18 protein-coding genes are annotated in these 18,444 nt (G+C 61.4%); 7 read left to right on the forward strand and 11 right to left on the reverse strand.

Translation table 11 applies throughout. The annotated features are described in order from the left end of the window. Positions 1 to 77: 77 nt before the first annotated feature. From OGV19_RS22915 to OGV19_RS22935, 5 genes are read right to left on the reverse strand one after another with little or no spacing between them, the layout of a single operon-like run. Complete coding sequence (locus OGV19_RS22915; RefSeq protein ID WP_264310770.1) at positions 78 to 800, reverse strand: ABC transporter ATP-binding protein; 723 nt, start codon at positions 798 to 800, stop codon at positions 78 to 80. Further along, positions 797 to 1,552, reverse strand: coding sequence for an ABC transporter ATP-binding protein (locus OGV19_RS22920; protein ID WP_264310771.1), 756 nt, complete (start codon positions 1,550 to 1,552; stop codon positions 797 to 799). The genes OGV19_RS22915 and OGV19_RS22920 overlap by 4 nt, the downstream gene beginning before the upstream one ends. Next, positions 1,549 to 2,826, reverse strand: a complete 1,278-nt coding sequence (locus OGV19_RS22925) for a branched-chain amino acid ABC transporter permease (RefSeq protein WP_264310772.1) — start codon at positions 2,824 to 2,826, stop codon at positions 1,549 to 1,551. The genes OGV19_RS22920 and OGV19_RS22925 overlap by 4 nt, the downstream gene beginning before the upstream one ends. A gap of 3 nt (positions 2,827 to 2,829) precedes the next feature. Next, on the reverse strand, positions 2,830 to 3,771 hold the full coding sequence (locus OGV19_RS22930) for a branched-chain amino acid ABC transporter permease (RefSeq protein WP_264310773.1): 942 nt from the start codon (positions 3,769 to 3,771) through the stop codon (positions 2,830 to 2,832). Between the two features lie 59 nt (positions 3,772 to 3,830). Then, a complete protein-coding gene (locus tag OGV19_RS22935; protein WP_264310774.1) occupies positions 3,831 to 5,072 on the reverse strand; it encodes a branched-chain amino acid ABC transporter substrate-binding protein in 1,242 nt (413 codons plus the stop codon). Positions 5,073 to 5,353: 281 nt separating this feature from the next. Here OGV19_RS22935 and OGV19_RS22940 point away from each other — a divergent pair, with 281 nt between their 5' ends. The 4 genes from OGV19_RS22940 to OGV19_RS22955 all read left to right on the forward strand — a co-directional run bounded on the left by OGV19_RS22940 (position 5,354) and on the right by OGV19_RS22955 (position 9,875). Beyond that, a complete protein-coding gene (locus OGV19_RS22940) occupies positions 5,354 to 6,067 on the forward strand; it encodes a FadR/GntR family transcriptional regulator (protein WP_264310775.1) in 714 nt (237 codons plus the stop codon). Between the two features lie 284 nt (positions 6,068 to 6,351). Continuing rightward, positions 6,352 to 7,182, forward strand: coding sequence for a shikimate dehydrogenase family protein (locus OGV19_RS22945; RefSeq protein ID WP_264310776.1), 831 nt, complete (start codon positions 6,352 to 6,354; stop codon positions 7,180 to 7,182). A 29-nt stretch (positions 7,183 to 7,211) separates the two neighbouring features. Continuing rightward, positions 7,212 to 7,952: an SDR family NAD(P)-dependent oxidoreductase gene (locus tag OGV19_RS22950; protein WP_264310777.1), complete on the forward strand. Its 741-nt coding sequence runs from the start codon at positions 7,212 to 7,214 to the stop codon at positions 7,950 to 7,952. A 192-nt stretch (positions 7,953 to 8,144) separates the two neighbouring features. Further along, entirely contained in the window at positions 8,145 to 9,875 is a 1,731-nt protein-coding gene (locus OGV19_RS22955; RefSeq protein WP_264310778.1) for a dipeptidase, read from the forward strand. 125 nt (positions 9,876 to 10,000) lie between these two features. Here OGV19_RS22955 and OGV19_RS22960 read toward each other — a convergent pair whose 3' ends face one another. Genes OGV19_RS22960 through OGV19_RS22970 form a run of 3 tightly spaced genes read right to left on the reverse strand, consistent with a single transcriptional unit; the run spans position 10,001 to position 14,043 of the window. Then, positions 10,001 to 10,834 carry a hypothetical protein gene (locus tag OGV19_RS22960; RefSeq protein WP_264310779.1) on the reverse strand — a complete coding sequence of 278 codons (834 nt, stop codon included), beginning with the start codon at positions 10,832 to 10,834 and terminating at the stop codon, positions 10,001 to 10,003. After that, entirely contained in the window at positions 10,831 to 12,465 is a 1,635-nt protein-coding gene (locus tag OGV19_RS22965) for a hypothetical protein (RefSeq protein WP_264310780.1), read from the reverse strand. Before OGV19_RS22965 ends, OGV19_RS22960 begins: the two co-directional genes overlap by 4 nt. A 21-nt stretch (positions 12,466 to 12,486) precedes the next feature. Beyond that, the gene (locus OGV19_RS22970) at positions 12,487 to 14,043 is read right to left on the reverse strand and encodes an OmpA family protein (protein WP_264310781.1); all 1,557 of its coding nucleotides are present in this window, start codon (positions 14,041 to 14,043) and stop codon (positions 12,487 to 12,489) included. Positions 14,044 to 14,298: 255 nt separating this feature from the next. Here OGV19_RS22970 and OGV19_RS22975 point away from each other — a divergent pair, with 255 nt between their 5' ends. Next, positions 14,299 to 14,736, forward strand: a complete 438-nt coding sequence (locus tag OGV19_RS22975) for a CBS domain-containing protein (protein WP_264310782.1) — start codon at positions 14,299 to 14,301, stop codon at positions 14,734 to 14,736. Positions 14,737 to 14,742: 6 nt separating this feature from the next. Here OGV19_RS22975 and OGV19_RS22980 read toward each other — a convergent pair whose 3' ends face one another. From OGV19_RS22980 to OGV19_RS22990, 3 genes are all read right to left on the reverse strand, one after another. Then, positions 14,743 to 15,381: an NADH:ubiquinone oxidoreductase subunit N gene (locus OGV19_RS22980; protein ID WP_264310783.1), complete on the reverse strand. Its 639-nt coding sequence runs from the start codon at positions 15,379 to 15,381 to the stop codon at positions 14,743 to 14,745. A 69-nt stretch (positions 15,382 to 15,450) separates the two neighbouring features. Beyond that, positions 15,451 to 15,693 (reverse strand): DUF2789 domain-containing protein, encoded by a 243-nt coding sequence (locus OGV19_RS22985; protein WP_264310784.1) that lies wholly within the window; start codon positions 15,691 to 15,693, stop codon positions 15,451 to 15,453. Positions 15,694 to 15,754: 61 nt separating this feature from the next. After that, positions 15,755 to 16,213 carry an aminoacyl-tRNA deacylase gene (locus tag OGV19_RS22990; protein ID WP_264310785.1) on the reverse strand — a complete coding sequence of 153 codons (459 nt, stop codon included), beginning with the start codon at positions 16,211 to 16,213 and terminating at the stop codon, positions 15,755 to 15,757. A gap of 97 nt (positions 16,214 to 16,310) precedes the next feature. On the opposite strand from OGV19_RS22990, the gene OGV19_RS22995 reads away from it, so the two are divergent. Continuing rightward, entirely contained in the window at positions 16,311 to 17,660 is a 1,350-nt protein-coding gene (locus OGV19_RS22995) for an NfeD family protein (protein WP_264310786.1), read from the forward strand. 2 nt (positions 17,661 to 17,662) lie between these two features. Continuing rightward, positions 17,663 to 18,415, forward strand: coding sequence for a slipin family protein (locus OGV19_RS23000; protein ID WP_027595137.1), 753 nt, complete (start codon positions 17,663 to 17,665; stop codon positions 18,413 to 18,415). Positions 18,416 to 18,444: the final 29 nt, after the last annotated feature.

The raw sequence follows: 18,444 nt of genomic DNA on the forward strand, positions 1-18,444 counted from the left end.
CCTGGCGAGCGCCAGCGCCGCCACAGAATCCGCGTGAAAATGGCAGGCGAACCTGCCGGTTGAAAGGGCAGACAGTCTCAGACCGCCAGCCACGCCTTCATCAGGTTCGGGTCATCGGTCAGCGCCTGGGGCGTGCCTTCGAAGACGATCCGCCCATGGCCCATCACACAGACCCGTGTGGAGACCTTGAGGGCGATGGTCAGTTTCTGTTCCACCAACAGGATCGACACCCCTCGCTGGTGAATATCACGAATGGCCTCGGCGACCACCGCAACGATCTTCGGCGCCAGCCCCTCGGTGGGCTCATCGATCAACAGCACCTTGGGGCAACCCAGCAACGAACGGCACAGGGTGAGCATCTGTTGCTCACCACCGGAGAGGTTGCCAGCGCCGGTGTTGCGCCGCTCACGCAGCCGCGGAAAGTAGTCGAACATCTGCTCGACGTTCCACGCAGTGGCACCGTCGGTAGCCGCCTGCTGCCCCATGCGCAGGTTTTCTTCAACACTGAGGTTGGCGAACACTTCACGCTCTTCCGGGACAAAACCGACGCCGGCACGGCTGATTCGATACGGCCGCAGCCCCGTCAACTCACGGCCGGCCAGCTGGATGCTGCCGGCGCTGGCCGGCACCAGGCCCATCACGGCTTTCATCGTGGTCGAGCGCCCGGCGCCATTGCGCCCCAGCAGGCTCACCACTTCGTTGCGACCGATGCTCAGGTCAACCCCATGCAACACATGGCTCTTGCCGTAGTGCACGTGCAGGTCGCTGATCGACAGCAGGTTTTGCGAGGTCGGGTTCATGCGCATTGCTCCTCACCCAGATAGGCTTCCTGTACCCGTCGGTCACCACGGATCTCGTCCGGCGTACCGGTGGCGATAACTTCGCCGTAGACCAGCACGCTGATGCGGTCACACAGGGAAAACACTACGTCCATGTCATGCTCGACGATCAACAGCGAACGGCCGTGAGTCACCTCGCGTATCAGGCTCAGGGCGTACTCGGTCTCTTCATGGGACATGCCCGCCATCGGCTCGTCGAGCAGGATTACCCGCGGGTCACAGGCCAGGGTCATGCCAATTTCCAGGGCGCGTTGTTCCGAGTAAGAAAGCTCTGCCGCGCACACTGTTTTCTTGCCCTGTAGCCGTACCTTTTCAAGCAATTGTTCGGTTTGCGCACGCACCTCTGGGTAACGCTGAATCGAGCGCCAGAAGTGGTATTGCATGCGGTGTTTGCGCATCACCGCAATGCGCAGGTTCTCGAACACCGAAAGCCCTGGGAAAATGTTGGTGATCTGGAACGAGCGCGACAAGCCCAGGTGATTGATGTGCTGCGGCGAATGGCCTTGGATCGCCTGATCACCCAAGAGGATCTGCCCGCTAGTGGGCTGCAATTGCCCGGAAATCAAATGGAACAGGGTCGACTTTCCGGCTCCGTTGGGGCCGATCACCGCATGGCGTTCGCCGGCGCGCAGTTCAAGCTGCGCGCCGCGAATGATATGGGCCTCGCCAAACGACTTGTGCACATCACGCAACTGCAGGATCGCGCCGCTCATGGTTGTTCTCCTTCGACCCGAGGCTCGAGTGCAGCGGCACCGGCCACTGTTTCATCATCCAGCAGGCGCAGCCATTGCCGGCGGGCCAGTTTCAATACCAACAGCCCGGCCAGCCCCAACAGCAACGGCATAGACCACGTCAGCGGCGCCCCTGGCAGCCAGTCGCGGCCGAACAGGCTGATCGCCGGCCACGGCTGGTCCGCGATCAGCAGTGCCTGATAGTCCTGGCTGAACGCCCGCTGCAATGTCTCGATCGCAAACACTACCGCCAGGCTCAACAACCCTGCACTGAGCAGTGCCGGCAACGCCGCCGGGATGATTGCCAGCCAACCGCGCCGCCGGATCTGCGCACTCCAGCACAGCACCAACCCGGCCAGACCGCTGGGCATGAACATCATCACCAACATGAACAGCAGGCCCTGATACAACAACCAGGATTGCGTGAGGTCAGAGGCGGCATTGCCAAAGAACGTCATCAGTGCCGCGCCCAGCACCGGGCCCAGGAACACGTTGACGCCGCCGATATAGGTATTGAGCACCACCTCAGCGGAAAAGCGCATGTCGAACAACACGTAGTTGGCCGATTCCAGGTTCAGGGCCTGCAGGCCACCGGCAATGCCAGCGAACATCGCCGACAAGGCAAACACCAGCACCCGCAAGCGATGCACGTTGTAGCCCAGAAACTGCAGACGATGGCCGTTCTCACGCAGGGCGAAAGTCAGCCGCCCCATGGGCGTCAGCGTAAAGGCGTAGAGCAAGGTGATCGACAGCACCACCCAGCCCAGGGTCAGGTAATACACCTGGGTGGCGTCGCCAAAATCCAGGCCCCAGGCGGGTGTACGCATGGACGAAATACCCGCCTCGCCCCCGAACAGCGTGCTCAGGTGTGGGGCCAGAGAATGCAGCAACTCCGCCAGCGCCAGCGTGATCATGGAAAAGTACACACCCGCCCGCTTGGTGGCGAACCAGCCGGCGCAGAGGCCACAGATAAAGCCGCCCATGGCACCGATCAGCGGCAGCAACGGCGTTGGCAGCAAGCCTTCACCATTGAGCGCGTTCATCGCATGCAAGGTGGCGAACGAACCGACGCCGAAGTACGCCGCGTGGCCGAACGACAGCATGCCGCCTTGGCCGCACAACAGGTTGAAGGCACACGCAAACAGGGCCGCAATCAGCATCTGGATGGCCGCGTTGACCATCGCCGCTGGCAGGATGGCGGGCAGCACCAGGAGCGCCAGCAGCAGCACCGCCAGCAGGATTTTCGTCAGTTTCATGGTCTACCCCTTCTCACCCATCAACCCGGACGGCCGGACAAGCAAAATCAGCAGCATCAGCGCGAACGGAATGGTCGCTGCCACACTGGACACCTTGAGGGTCATCAACCCACCCATCTGCTGCGCCCAGTCGCCAGCACCCAACCCGCCCAAGAGCGACGCCAGGCTGACATCCACACCCACGGCGAACGAGGAAATCAGCCCGATCAACAACGATGCGATCATTGCCCCGGCCATCGAGCCCAGGCCGCCGACCACGACCACTACAAAAACAATGACCCCAAGCTCCAGGGCCATATTGGGGTTGGTGGTGTAGAACGCACCGGCCAACGCTCCGGCCAGGCCGGCCAATGCAGCGCCGATCCCGAACACCGTCATAAACACCAGCGGTACGTTGTGCCCCAAGGCCTCGGCCATTTGCGGCCGATGGATCGCCGCCCGCACGACGATGCCGACGCGCGTCCGGGTCAACAGCAGATAGATCAGGCCGAACACCAGCAGCGAGACCCCGCCCATCAGCAAGCGATAGAACGGATAGTCGGTACTGAATACCTGGAATGCAGCAAAGTTGAGGAACTCCGGCACCCGGTACTCGACAGAAAAGTTGCCGTAAAACAACTTGATCAGTTCGGCAATAATGAACGTCAGGCCGAAGGTCAGCAGCAGTTCATGGGCGTGGCCATGCTTGTGCACCCGGCGCAGGAAGAAGCGCTCGACGACTACCCCGAGCAAGCCCACCAGCACGGTCGAAAGCAGCACCGCGCTGGTAAAGCCGACAAACTTCTGCAGGGTGTACGCCAGGTAGGCACCCACCATATAAAAGGAGGCATGGGCAAAGTTGAGAACGCCCATCATGCCGAAAATCAAAGTCAGACCGGCAGAAACCATGAACAACAGCAGGCCGTAGATCACGCCGTTAAGCAGTGAAACTGTGAGAAATTCCATAAGCGACTCCAGCATTCGCGATGGACAGGAAGGCGCGCCGAGTGGCACGCCACGCGACGTCACTCGGGCCGTTGCATCCGGCAGGCATCCTGGACAGGCGCTGCGGCTTCATCGGCACTGAACGACTTGATCGGTACGAAGCCCATGTCGGTGCCGTCTACGGGGTAGCGAGCCTTCTTCGACACTACCGACACCACGAACGGCATCAACAGTTGGTGGTCTTCAGCGCGCATCCGCACTTCACCCAGCGGGTTGCTGTCTGTGGCCTTTTCCAGCGCCAGGGCAAAACTGCGGGTATTGAGGCGGCCTTCTTCTGCTGGCAGCTTCTTCAACACATTACCGACCATCTGCAAGGCAAATACGGTCTGGGGTTCAATGTAGGCCGGCAGGTGCCCGGTCTTGGCCTGGTACTGCGTGGCAAAGCGTTCGCCCTGCTCACCTGCCGCCTCGATATTGAAGGGATGGGAAACATAGTGCCCCAGCGCGACATCGCCCGCGTTGGCCAGGTTGCCCGGCTGATCGAGGAAGGCGGTACCAAAGCGCAGTTTAAGGCCAGCGGCGCGGCTGGCCTTCATCAGCAGCAACAGGTCGTTGCCCCAGTTGCCGGTCAATACGGTTTGTGCGCCAGAGGCCTGGATGCGAGCGATGTAGGGAGAAAAATCCTGCACCTTCTGGGTATCGTGCAGGCTTTTACCCACCAGCTCATAGCCGCCTACCGCAGCGTTTTCCGTAATGGCTTTTTCCATGTCCTGGCCCCAGCTGTAATTCTGGTTCATGGAATAGACTTTGCTGCCCAGGGTGCCCGCGTCTTTCATCGCCGCAACCAGTGTCTTGACCCGGATCGGCGCATTACCGTTGAAACGGAAATGATAGAAATGGCATTTGCTGCCGGTCAGCTCCAGTGCCTCGCCCCCCACGTTGAGGAACACTACTTCCTTGCCTTTGTTGCGCAGGTTGTACTTGCGCACATCCTCAGTGATCTGCCCGGCAGCCACTGACGAAGCGCCTTGAACAATCATTTGCGCGCCGCTGCCAATAGCGGCCTTGAGTTTTTCGGAGGCCCCGGCCGGGGTCCCCTGGCTATCGAATTCAAGGAGTTGGATGGGTTCGCCATTCCAGCCGCCCTCGGCATTGAGCCGGTCGATCTGAAAGCGCGTGGCAGCGCGGAACATTTGCCCGGTGGCGGCGGACGGCCCCGACAGGGTCTCGACCAACGCCACTTTCAAAGGATCAGCGCAGGTGATACCGGCGAACAGGGTCGTGCCGAGGGTGAGCAGACTCAGCGTGGTCTTGATGTGCATGGGGAGCCTCTTTTTTATTGTTATCTACAATCTGGTAGAACATTAGGCGCAACATGTCTGACCAGTTGACGAAAGCTACGTCAACCATGCCGTGAAGTCAAAGCACCCGAGCCCGGATTTATCATTTTTTTTTTGCCCGGTCACGTACAGCCCTTGAAAATAGCCGACATCACCCGAGATTGTTTTTTTCAAAAACTTGTAAGACCACAGCCCAATACTTCACTATCAAAGCCCCATCATTCGAACGCGTACCGTGCTGCCTCAAGGCAGAGGACTGAACAATGAAAAGCGATAACGTGCACCCCAGCCAGCCCCTGCCCATGGAGATCGTCAACTGGCTCAGTGGCGAGATACAGTCCGGACGGCTGGCTACCGGCGATCAACTGCCCAGCGAACGGCAATTATGCGAGCAGTTCTCGGTAAGCCGGGCGGTGGTGCGCGAAGCCTTGTCGCAGCTCAAGTTCGAGGAGCTGATCACCACTCAGCAAGGCAAGGGCGCATTCGTCGCCAAGCGCGGCGAGCGCCATGCGTTTCGCTTGAAAGAGGTGTCGCTGGGCGAAGAGGGTGCGTTGCTGCATATCCTCGAATTCTTGATCACCATTGAAGTGGGTGCCACGCGCCTGGCGGCCTTGCGCCATACGCCCGAAGACCTGAAGAAGATTCGCCAGGCACTGGTGGGTATGGAATACGCCATGGTCAATGATCAACTGGGCGACGACGAAGACTATGCCTTCCACCAGGCGATAGTCGCGGCCACCCACAACCCGCATTTCAAATCGCTCAACGAATACCTCGACCACAGCGTCCGACGCCTGATTCGCGAGGCACGCAGCAACACCGCCGAGATCTACAACGAGCTGATCCAGGACGTGCAGGACGAGCACCAGGCAATCTTCCAGGCCATCCAGGCGCGTGACCCGGTGCTGGCTGGCGAAGCCGCCGAGCGCCATCTACGCAATGCCGCCAAGCGTATGAACATGTACCTGCAGGCCTGATCCCCTGCAGTACGCTTGACACCGAAAAGCGAAGCCTCTTACGATCATGTCTGACAACAATAAAATATGTCAGACAGGTTGCTCCTCATGAGCCGTATCAGAGCACAGTTACAGCTATTGGCTTCATTGATCCGCGCCGCCAGCGCCGCCCCTGCCCTCAACTCGGCAGCCCGATCACCGGTATTGCTGCTTGCGCTAGATCCCTTTTTCGGGCCTGCACTTCATGCGGTGGATTGCGGCGTGACAGCCAACGTCCGCTCCCACTCCTGCCTTTGAGGTTCCCCATGCACATCAGTGGCCAGACGCGCCTGATCGGCATCGTTGCCGATCCGATCGCCCATGTAAAAACCCCGCAAGTGATCAACCACAGTGCCGCCAACCAGGGCCTTGACCTGATCTGCGTGCCGCTGCACGTACAAGGGACGAACCTGCACAAGGTACTGCTCGGCGCATCTGGTATCGCCAATCTGAACGGCTTGGTGGTAACCATTCCCTACAAGGAAAGCATCGTTGAATACTGCGACGAACTGACCGACATCGCGCGCCAGGTTGGCTCGGTCAATGCCGTGCGGATCGAGCCCGAGAGCGGTCGGCTGATTGGCGGCAACTTCGATGGTGACGGCATGCTCGCCGGCCTGCATCAGCAGGGTCATCAGTTACAAGGCAAGCGCGTGCTGCTGGTAGGGGCCGGTGGCGCCGGCAAGTCGATTGCCGTGGCGATTGCCCGGCAACAACCGGCACGGCTGGCGATCTACAATCGCTCCCCCGCCCGCGCCGAAGCCCTGCTGGAACGCCTGAAAGCGCAGTTCCCCAGCGTTGACCTGAGCACCAGTGATGGCAATGCGCAGGACTTCGACGTCATTATCAACGCCACCTCCCTGGGCCTCAACGACGACGATGCCCTGCCGCTCGACCCTGACACCCTACGGGCGGATGCCCTGGTCTGCGAAGCCGTGATGCGCACCGGAGACACCCCCCTGTTGGCTGCAGCACGCCAGCGTGGCTGCCGCGTACACCACGGACAGCACATGATCTATGGCCAGATCGTACAGATCTGCCGCTTTCTCGGCGTTGACCTACAACCCGAGCATCTGGCTCGCATTCTCGGCCAATGAGCCCAGGCACCTTTTCAGAGAACCCGACCATGTACGATTTCAACAATCGCGTCCTGCTGCTGACGGGTGCCAACGGTGGCATTGGCCGCGAGGTGGCAAAGCTGTTCTATCAATACGGCGCCTCGATGGTACTCGCTGACCTGGACGGCGATGGCTTGGCAGACTTTGCCCAGCAACTCGACGCCAGCGGCCAACGCATCGCCACCCTGAAGATGAATGCCGCCGACCCGGAAGATTCGGCCAAGGCGGTGCAGTTGGCTATCGAACGCTTCGGTGGCATTGACTTCCTGGTGCCGTCAGCCGGCCTGTACCAGTCGCAGCCGATTCACCAGATGACCGATGAGCAATGGCGCCAGACCCTGGGGATCAACCTCGACGGGGTGTTCTATCTTTGCCGTCGAGCAATCCCGGCACTGCGCGCCAACAGTGCAATCGTCAACCTGACCTCGGTAGCCGCACACCGGGGGGCATACGCGAACGCGCACTATGGCACCTCCAAAGGCGGCCTGCTGAGCCTGACCCGAGCCCTGGCGCGGGAGTTGGGCCCACAGACCCGGGTGAACGCCGTGTCTCCGGGGATCATCGAAACCCCGATGACCCAGGCCCTGATCGCCACCCGCGGCACCGATTCGGTGGAACAGACCCCGCTCAAACGCCTGGGTCAGCCCAGCGAAATCGCCTCGGTGATCGCCTTTCTGTGCAGCAACGGCTCAAGCTTCATGACCGGTGAAGTGCTGCACGTGAACGGGGGGCTGTACATCGCCGGATGAGTCAGGCCGCCTGGGTTCTACCGGCGGTGTTCAGGAGGCCCGGGGGCAGCACTTACCCACGCGCAGTGCGCAAGGCGACGTGTCGCGCTTCTGGTACTCCCGTACTGCATGGCATTGGTGTTAGCGTGGGCACCTTCCCGTTTTTCGAACGGGTGCCCCCTAACAACAACTCGCGAAGGAATGCGCGCGCCCATGTACCTGAAAAAACTTACCGCTACCTCACTGCTGCTGGCCAGCATCGGCTTGTTCAGCGTACCGGCCCAGGCCAACCTCTCCCAGCAACAGTCCGCGGCCATCATCAAGGCCTACGACGGCACGGATCCGGCGGACTTCAAGCAATTCATCGGCAAGCTCAACGGCAGCGACCTGGCCAAGGCTGACAACCTCGGCGAGACGCTGAGCGCCTACCTGGCCAACACGCCGCTGGCCGACGAGCAGCAGAACGAAATCAATCGCCTGCTGGGCCTGTATACCCGTATCAAGTACGGCAAAGCCGCCACCGAGACACTGCGCGAACTGGTGGCCATCCCCACCTTCAACGTCGAAGGCGTACCGCAGCATGAAAACCCGCAGTTCCTGAAGATCGCCGACAAGATCAAAGCCTTGGCCGAAGGCTTTGGCCTGACGTTCCGCAATATCGACAATCGGGTGTACGAGATCACCCTCGGCGAAGGCAAGGAAGTGGTGGGCATCCATGCCCACGCTGACGTGGTGCCGGTCAACCCGGACAACTGGAAGCTGGACGATGGCACTCGCCTCGACCCGTTCAAGGTCACGCTGGTAGGCGACCGCATGTACGGCCGTGGCACCGAAGACGACAAGAACGGCATCGTCGTGGCGCTGTATGCGCTGAAAGTGGCCAAGGACGAGAAACTGCCCCTGGCCCGCCAGCTCAAACTGCTGGTGGACACCACCGAAGAAACCAGCGGCGATGCCATCCCCTACTACTTCGAGCGCAATCCGACACCCGACTACAACCTGGCGCTGGATGGCGGCTATCCAGTAGTGATCGCCGAGAAAGGCTACGGCACGGTCATGGCCAGCTTCGCCAAGCGCTCCGCCACCGGCAAGGGCGCCGAAATCACCCACCTCACCGGCGGCCTGGCCACCAACCAGATCCCCACGACATCGGTCGCGACCCTGACCGGCGACAAGCCCGCCGAGCTGGCGGCGAGCCTGAACAAGGCTGGCGCAGCGTATGTGAAGGGCAACGGCGGTGATTTCAGCATTGATGCCAAAGTGGTCGGCAAGGAAGTGCTGCTCACGGTGAAAGGCGTCTCGGCCCACTCGTCCGAGCCTGAATCCGGGGTCAACCCAGTGGCGCGCATGCTGGTGTTCATCGATGGCCTGGGCAAGCAGGTGCCGCTCAAGCACAACCAGTTCACCGATGCTGCCCGCTATGCCAACGACAACTGGGGCCTGGACTACCTGGGCAAAAAGCTCGGTGTGGGCTTTGAAGACGCGTTCATGGGGCCACTGACGGCATCGCCGACCTTTGTGGGTGTGGACGACAAGGGGCTGAAACTGGCGGTCAACCTGCGTATCCCGAAGGGCAAGGCAATTGCCACGATCAAGGATGACCTGGCTGCCAAACTCGACAAGTGGAAGAGCGCCAGCCACGTTCCGGTCGCCTTCGACTACAGCCTCGACGCGCCGATGTACCGCAACCCGGAGGGCGAATGGGTCAAGGCTCTGCTTGCCGTGGCCAGCGAGAACCTGGGCATGAAGCACGAATTTGGCACTTCGGCGGGGGCTACTTCAGTGCATGACCTGCCCAACGGCGTGCAATTCGGGCTGGCCATGCCCAACGTGAAATACACCGGGCATAACGACAACGAGTTCAAGACCGTGGAGCAGTTCATGCTGGATCTGCAGGTGGTGAGCGAGATGGTGGCGCGCATCGGGCAGATGCCGAAGCTGTAAGCCAGACCGCGTGAAACGGGGCTGCTGCGCAGCCCATCGCCGACAAGCCAGCTCCCGCACCTTGAGGTTTGCAGGGGCCTGTAGGAGCTGGCTTGCCGGCGATGGGCCGCAAAGCGGCCCCCGGTTTACCGAAGGTCGGTACTCAGGCTCGGTGTACCAAACCCTTCCAACGTCGCGTTGGAGGCATTCAGGTACTGTGCCCAGAAGTCGTTCAGCGCATCCATGGTCTTGCCAGAGCGATAGGCATGCTTCACCGCATCGGTGACCAGGCCTGCGCCAGTCACATACACCCGGGCGCCTTGCAGGTCTGCGTACAAGCCCTTGCTTTGCGCAAGCTTGAGCTCGTTGCCAACGTTAAGTTGCTTGATCTGGTTGGCGGCGTAGAAGCTGGTGTAGTCGGAATGTTCGAGCATGTCCGAAATCAGGTACACCACCCGCTCCTGGACACCCTGCTCCTTGCCCATGTCTTCACCGACACGGCGCAGGGTGTTCATGATTTCGCTCTTGGGGATGTCCTGGCGGGCCTCGCGCAGGCCCTTCACGAACAAGCCGCCAAAGCCTGCCTGAAACGCTTTCTTCTGGGTCGCCAGGCACTGGTCCAGGCCACGCAGTTTGCGCATGTTCACATCGTCGCGAACCTCGCCCTGCAACGGCATGTCCAGCTCGCCCGCGTACACCAGGCGCTGATACTCACCCGGCAGAAACGCCGAGAAGGTATACAGCCGGACACGATCGCCCGGCTGGACGAACCGGTCGATCTGGCCCCAACTGCTGCGCTGCAAGTCTTCAGGCATCGGGATGGTCTGATCGATGATCACCACCAGCTCGCGGCCGGAACTTGCTGGCTTGATATCGGCCAGGCCATTGCGCGTGTAGCAGCTCTGCAGGTCGTTGCGTTCGGCGGCCAGCGCTGCACAAGGCAGCGCCAGCGCAAGGATCAGGGCCTTGGCAAGCCTCATGACAGCATGCCCTCCTTCTTCACCGGGAACAGGCCAAGCGCCTTGAGCGCCTGCTGTTGCTCGCGGATGTCGCGCAGTTGCGCCTCGCTGACATTCAGCGCACGGCTGGCGGCGGCCAGGCTTTCTTCCGGCAGGCCGGTAACATCGTGGAACTCGGAGGCCTTGATAGCGACTGTGGCGACCGGTTCGGCCACTGCAGCAGCGGGGGCAGCAGGAGCAGCGACAGGCTGAAGCTCGACCGGCGGCATGGCGACGGCTACGGCAGCTGGTGCTTGTGCTTGTGCTGGTGCTGGTGCTGGTGCAACAGTTTCAACGGGGCGCGCAGGCTTCTCCGGCTGCTCCGAGACTTTGTCAGCCTTGTGCTCGACGAAGCTGAGGAAGTTGCGACGTGCGGTATTTTCCCCATCCAGCGCCGTCAGCACATTGGCATCGGTGTGGTCGCGGCTGGACAACAAGGTCTGCAGACGGCGCAGCTTGTCATCGGCATGGCTGGCGATGGCCGAACGTTTCTGATCCATTGCGTCGAGCATCTCTTCGGAGGTGGCGTACTTGTGGGTACGCTGCCAGGCGGTATGCGAGTGCGTACCGGCGAAGAAGTAGCGGCTGGCCAACCACAGGCTGATACCCTGGATCGCCACGTAGATCAGCGACAGCATGACATAGGTCGTCAGGCTCGCCTTGCGGATCGCCTGCATCTTGTCGTCGATGGTGGCGTTGTCCGCTTCATCGTTGATGGCCTGGGACTCTGCCGGCAGGTCGAATGGCGAGCCCGCACTGCTGCTTTGCGTGGACGCTTCAGCACGCATGCCGTTGACCATCTCAGTCTCGATGCTGTCCAGGGTGGCCGAGCGGATGAGGAAGGCGCCGATGGCCATGGCGACCACGAACACACCGCAGGTGATCAACCAGAAGAACTTGCGCGAGACGTTGGCGTTCACGTCCTTTACCCGGGCCAGCAGCTGCTCGTAGTCAGGCTTGTCCGAGTCGGCGAAGGAGTCTTCAAGGTTGATCGCTTTGTTGGCTTTCAGCGAACGGGAGCGCTTGGAAGGCTCTTCCCCTTGCCACCAATGGCGCGCGCGGGCGACCAGGCTGTTGTGGTGCACCGCATGCCCGGCAGCCTCGGCAAGAAACGCCGAAGCGACGGCCAGCAGAATCGCCACGAACGCCGTCAGCCAATGACGGTCATTGGTCGAGGCATCCATGTTCACCCAGCCTGCGACCACATAGGCAAAACCCATGGCCTCGACCACCACCAGCATCAGGACGACCGCCAACACCCACCACGGGCGCGCGGAACGCCCGGCCTCACCGGCCTTGGCCAGGTAATCGAGGTAGGCGCTGTAGGCGTTCGCGTCCTTGGCGTACAACTTGAATTTTTTGTTGTACACGTTCGACAGGTTGACTTCGTGGTTGATCCAGCCTTCAGCGTCGACCGAAGCCGGCTTGCGCGACAGGCGCGCCACCGTACCGATCAACGGGAAGCTGTGCCAGACACGGATCAGGAAGTAGGAAACCTCTTCCCAGTAGTTACGCACGATCACCGCAGTGATCAGCAGTGAAAGCAGGCCGGCGGAGAGCAACTGATTGGCAAGAATCAGTGATTTGAGTGCAGCAAGCGAAAAGTCTTCCATTCAGGACGTCCTTGACTGGGTTTATTTTGTGGCCGGGATCGGCTTGTAGGAAGCGACAAACGCATCACTGCCAGCGGCATAGAACAAGGCACCTTGGCTGACCTCGGCGTTGCCTTTGCTGAACACGATATCCATGCAGGAAATCGATGCCTGGGCATCACTGGCGAAGACCCGGTACAGCACTTCGCTTTCGCCTTCATAGGTGTTGGCCACGGCTTTCATTGTCTGTGGCTTGTGCTGAGTAGGCTGTTTGTAGTCTTCGACCAGCTGGAGAATTGGCTGGCGGTCGACCATGGCGTTCTCACGCAGGATCGAAACCGGCGACACGGTCACCAGGTGCCCGTTGACCAGGTTGGCCCACACCCGGTTGTTGTAACCCGGCAGGTAATCCTTGGTCGCGCGACGCTGCAAGGGCTGGTCGTTGACCATGCTCAGCACTTCGCCAGCATTACGCGGCCGGTCGGCTTCGCAGCTGGACATCGGCATCTGCGTAGCATAGGCGCTGCTGATCAGCGTGAAGCCGCTCTGTTTCGGCTTGATGCTCTGCGCCATGGTCCAGTTGTAGCTGGCCACTGGCGTACCCGCGAAATCAACCTGCGGGCGCACGGAAGCAACGGCCTTCGCGGTGCTGGTGCTGGTGCTGGTGCTGGTGCTGGTGCTGGTGCTGGTCGCGGCAGGCGTACGCTGCGCGGTGGTGGGCTTGTTCGCCGCAGGCTTGCTGCTCGCTTGTGCGGTCGTGGTGGCCTGGCGGGGCTTGGTTGCGGTCGAGGTGCCGTAGTGCAGGTAGCGGGTGTTGCTCGCTTCAGCCTGGGCGCGCATCACCAGGGCCTGTTCGTTGGCCAGCTCGACAATTTCCACACGGCGGTTCTTGCCACGCAGCAGCGGGTCGCTGTTGTCGGCAATCGGGCGGGACGCACCGGCCCCTTGGTAATAGATCGCATTGGCGGGAATGCCGGCCTGCAGCATGACCTTGCCGACGGTCTTGGCACGGCGTTCGGACAGCTTCTGGTTGAAATCGGCGTTACCCACGGCATCGCTGTGGCCAACGATCAGCAAGCGACGAGCCTGGGATTCCTTGGCAGCGGCCTGCTTGTCGGTGGCCGCAGGCTTGGCATACATCTGCGCCAGCTTGGCCACCGCGCGTTGACCGTTCACGGTCAACTGGTCGGAGCCGGTGGCGAACATCCCGGTGTCTTCGATCTGGGTCACCAGGCCGGCATCCTCTGGCACAGCGGTGACGACAGCGGCGGAGGCAACGGTCAGTTTCTCGGTGGTGATCCGCAGGTTCTCTTCCTTGGCGATGCGGTCAAGCTCCTGCAGACGCGACTGCCAGACATAACCGACGGCGCAACCCAGCGCCCCGCCAGCAGCGGCGCCAGGCAAGATACCGTCCTTGCCTTTGAGGGCATACCCGGCAGCCCCCCCGGCCACCGCGCCGACACCACAGAGCACGGGCAGGCCGTAGTCCCTGCCAATGTCTTTAACACTCTTGGAAATATTGTCCATCTGTTGGCTGCTGCAACCGGCAGCGGTAATGAAGGCGCAGCTTAGCGCTGTAAGGCGAAACATACTTTGCATTGCGGCTCCTTGCCGAACGAGGTCTGGATGGTGGCAAATTGACATGCATTGTCACAGATTACCGGGGATTTTGCCCCACCCAGGTAAGCATCTCCAGCACCGATCACGCGGCTTACGCGGTGCGTGATCCGCAATTGACTCAACCATGACGTTTTTCAATGGCCTTGATGCCGTTTCCTGCATTGTTGTGCAGAGCGCCGTGTCGGATGCTTTATTTACATTGAGACCGCGCTTTTTCCACCCGCAGAGGCCCGTATGAAGACCGTCAAAGAAATCCTCAAGACCAAGTCGCAACACCAGACCGTTTACACCATCGGCCCTGATGACTCGGTGCTGGAGGCGCTGAAGCTGCTGGCGGAGAAAAATATCGGCGCGCTGCCGGTAGTGGAAAACAATAAGGTGGTGGGCATCGTCAGTGAACGCGACTACGCCCGCAAGCTGGTGCTCAAGGGCCGCTCGTCAGCGGCAACGCCCGTCCGCGAGATCATGAGCGCCCCAGTGATTACAGTGGATCCGACGCAGAGCTTGGCATATTGCATGAACGAGATGACCGATCGTCATTTGCGCCACCTGCCGGTGGTCAGCAACGGCGAGCTGCAGGGCCTCCTGTCGATCGGTGACCTGGTGAAGGAAACCATCGCCGAGCAGGCCAACCTGATTCTGCAGCTGGAGCAGTACATCCGCGGAGAGTGAGCCACCTCAATGGTAGGCGCGTTCCAGCTCGTCCAGTTGGTGGTCGAAGCTGCGCAGGCGCGCCGACCAGGTGTAAACCAGCACTTCAAGGTCCCGATTGAGCACGGCGGTAGTGCCATTGCCACTGCTGGTCGGCTCCCCCAGGTCGAGCTGGTAGCGCTCACGGGCCATCGCCGTCGCCACACTGGATAGATCCCGCGCGTTGGCCAGCCAATGGTGTTGGTGATCGTGGATTTCGCGGTCGAGCGCCCGGCACTGGCGCTTGAGGGCGTCCAGGCTCTGCTCCAGCGGTGTGCCCTTGAGCTCGCCCATGACCTCTTCGAAGGTGCGCCCGGAATGCCAGTAGCTGCCCCAGAAATAACGGTCGAAAACCGTCTCGACCCGGCGCAGGGCTACTTTGGTGTTCCAAATGGTCAATAGCGTTCGCCCCTGAACCACTTCGCGTTTGTTCAGGTGCAAATGCTGCCAGGCGATCCAGGTCAGCGCCACCAGCGCAACCGCCACGGTGACCGCGGCGGCGGCGTACAGAAACTGCACCGCCTGGTTCATCTGTTGCGTCTGCCTGATGCCATAGAAGTAACTGGCCGTCAGGGTGCCCAGGATCGTCACGGAGCACCAGAAGCCTGGTGCGTAGGGATCTTTCATCGCGCTATCCCCTTATTGTTTTCCTGAGCATAGCAACGGCCAATCAGTCGTCAGGTGCCGCTCGGCGCTTTATTTTCGGGGGCGGCGCAATGCTTCGTTGAGTTGATCGAAAGGGACTGCCCAATCGGCATCTTCGTTGATGCTGTCGATGAGGAAGTTGCGCTGGGCTTCGGTCCAGAACGGGGCATCGACCAGCTTGATCTCGTTTTGCAGCGGCGAGTGGCTGGTGATGAATTGATCGATACTCAAGGCATCGTCAGGTAAGCCCAGCTGTTTGAACAGCTCGGCAAATGGATGGATCGGCGCTTCCATGATTCCTCCTAAAAGCCGGACAGGCCGTCCACGACGCCCGCCCGGCGTTGGCTTGAGAACATCAGCACAGCTCGCGCACTTCGGCGTGCGGTACCAGCTTCATGAACTGCTCCATGCTCATGTGGATCAGGTGATCGTGGTCACCCGCCTCCAAGTAGACATCACCTTGCCGGGTAAGGGTCGGGTCGAGCAGCATTTTTATATCGTAGGCGTCGCCAAGCGCCGGTACCGCGCCACGTTCGCAGTCGCCGAACAGGGTCGGCAAGCCACTTTCGCGGGTCAGTTGCCAGGCGCCAGACATGCGCACCTTGCTCATATCCAGATGCCGGTTGGCCGGTAGCACGGCCATGATGTAGTTGCCATGCCGGTCATCGAGCATCACCGACTTGGCGACCCGCTCGGCGGGTACGCCGGCCGTGCGTGCCGATTCAAGGCTGGTGGCCGAATGTGGATGGGGAATGATGTCGTAATCGCAGTTGGCCTTGTCCAGGCGAGCCTGCAGGGTTTTTGCCATACGCATGATGCACCTCCGGAGTTGCCCCCAATGTTCAATTTTAGGCCTTGGCCCGGCAGGCATGACTAAACTTGTGTAATAGATGCTAACGAGGTGACGACAGGTGGCCGCTCGCTGGTGGCGCTGGCTGTTGCTGTTGATGCTGCTTGGGCTGACGCCGGGCGGCCAGGCAGCGCCCGGTGCTGTCTGGGTGTTGAGCATCGACGATGCCATCGGCCCGGCCAGTGCCGACTACCTGGTGCGCAGCCTGGACCAAGCCCATGCGCAAGGCGCGCAACTGGTGGTCATCCGCATGGATACGCCGGGCGGCCTGGACAGCGCCATGCGCCAGATGATCAAGGCCATACTCGCCAGCCCGGTGCCGGTTGCAAGCTTCGTCGCCCCCAGCGGGGCCCGGGCTGCCAGCGCTGGCACTTACATCCTCTATGCCAGCCACGTCGCGGCCATGGCCCCCGGCACCAACCTGGGTGCCGCCACCCCCGTGCAGATCGGCGGCCCCCCAGGCGTGCCCAAGGACGACAAGGCCAGGCCCAGTGGCGATGAAGAAACCCTCGCCCGCAAGCAGGTCAATGACGCCGCTGCCTATATACGCGGCCTGGCGCAGCTGCGCGGGCGCAATGCCGATTGGGCGGAGAAGGCCGTGCGCGAAGCGGTCAGCCTGGCTGCCAGCGAGGCGATGCGCCTGAAGGTGATCGACCTGGTGGCGAATGACCTGCCCGACCTGCTGCGCCAGCTCGATGGCAAGACGCTGGACGTTGCCGGCCAACCGCGACTGTTGCAGACCCACGGTGCCAGCCTGGTCGAGCACTTGCCTGACTGGCGCACGCGCCTGCTGGCCGTCATCACCAACCCCAGCGTGGCGCTGATCCTGATCATGATCGGCGTGTACGGCCTGCTGTTCGAGTTCATGAACCCCGGCTCCGGCGTTGGCGGTGTGATAGGGGGTATCTGCCTGCTGCTGGCGCTGTACGCCCTGCAGTTGCTGCCGGTGAGCTACGCCGGAGTGGCGCTGATCCTGCTGGGGCTGGCCTTCATGATCGCCGAGGCGTTCTTGCCCAGCTTTGGCGTGGTCGGCTTTGGCGGCATCGTGGCCTTCGTGGTCGGCGCGGTAATCCTGATGGACACCGACGCCCCAGGGTTTGGCATCCCCTTGCCCCTGATCGCCAGCCTGGCGGTGCTTTCGGCGCTGTTTATCGGTGGTGTGCTGGGCATGGCCCTGAAAGCGCGCAAGCGCGCCCTGGTCAGCGGCGATGCCGGCCTGGTCGGCAGCCTGGTCACCGTTACCCAGGTGCTGGCAGACAACCCGTACTGCGGCTCGGTACAGGCGCAAGGCGAACAGTGGCAGGTACAGTGCGCGACGCCGCTGCAACCCGGCCAACACGTACGAGTCACGGCGCGTCGTGGCGTGATGCTGGAGGTGAGCGCTGCGGCCCCTTCGGCGCAAGGAGAATGACGATGTTCATGCAATTGGGTTTCGGCGCCCTGCTGATGCTGCTGGGCGTGCTGTTGCTGTCGGCGTTCCGTATCTTGCGCGAATACGAGCGCGGCGTGGTATTCCAGCTGGGGCGCTTCTGGCAGGTCAAAGGACCTGGGCTGATTCTGCTGATCCCGGTCATCCAGCAGATGGTCCGGGTCGACCTGCGCACCGTCGTGCTGGATGTACCCCCGCAGGATGTGATCACCCGCGACAACGTCTCGGTGAAGGTCAATGCCGTGCTGTACTTTCGCGTGCTCGACCCACAAAAAGCGATCATTCAGGTCGAGGATTTTCTCGTCGCCACCAGCCAGTTGGCCCAAACCACCTTGCGTGCGGTGCTCGGCAAGCACGAACTGGACGAGCTGCTGGCCGAGCGCGAGCAGCTGAATGCCGATATCCGCCAGGTGCTGGATGCGCAAACCGATGCCTGGGGCATCAAAGTGGCCAATGTCGAGATCAAGCACGTCGACCTCAACGAATCGATGGTGCGCGCCATCGCTCGTCAGGCCGAGGCCGAACGTGAACGACGGGCCAAGGTGATCCATGCCGAAGGGGAGCTGCAGGCGTCCGAAAAACTGATGCAGGCAGCACAGATGCTCAGCAAGGAGCCGGGGGCCATGCAGTTGCGTTATATGCAGACGCTGGGGGCGATTGCCGGGGACAAGAGCTCGACCATCGTGTTTCCGCTGCCGCTGGATTTGCTCAAGGGTTTTGTGGAAAAGCCGAAATAGCCGGGGGCGCTCTTGCGCCCCCGCCGCCC

The sequence above is a fragment of the Pseudomonas putida genome, assembly GCF_025905425.1.
Taxonomy (GTDB): Bacteria; Pseudomonadota; Gammaproteobacteria; order Pseudomonadales; family Pseudomonadaceae; genus Aquipseudomonas; species Aquipseudomonas putida_AF.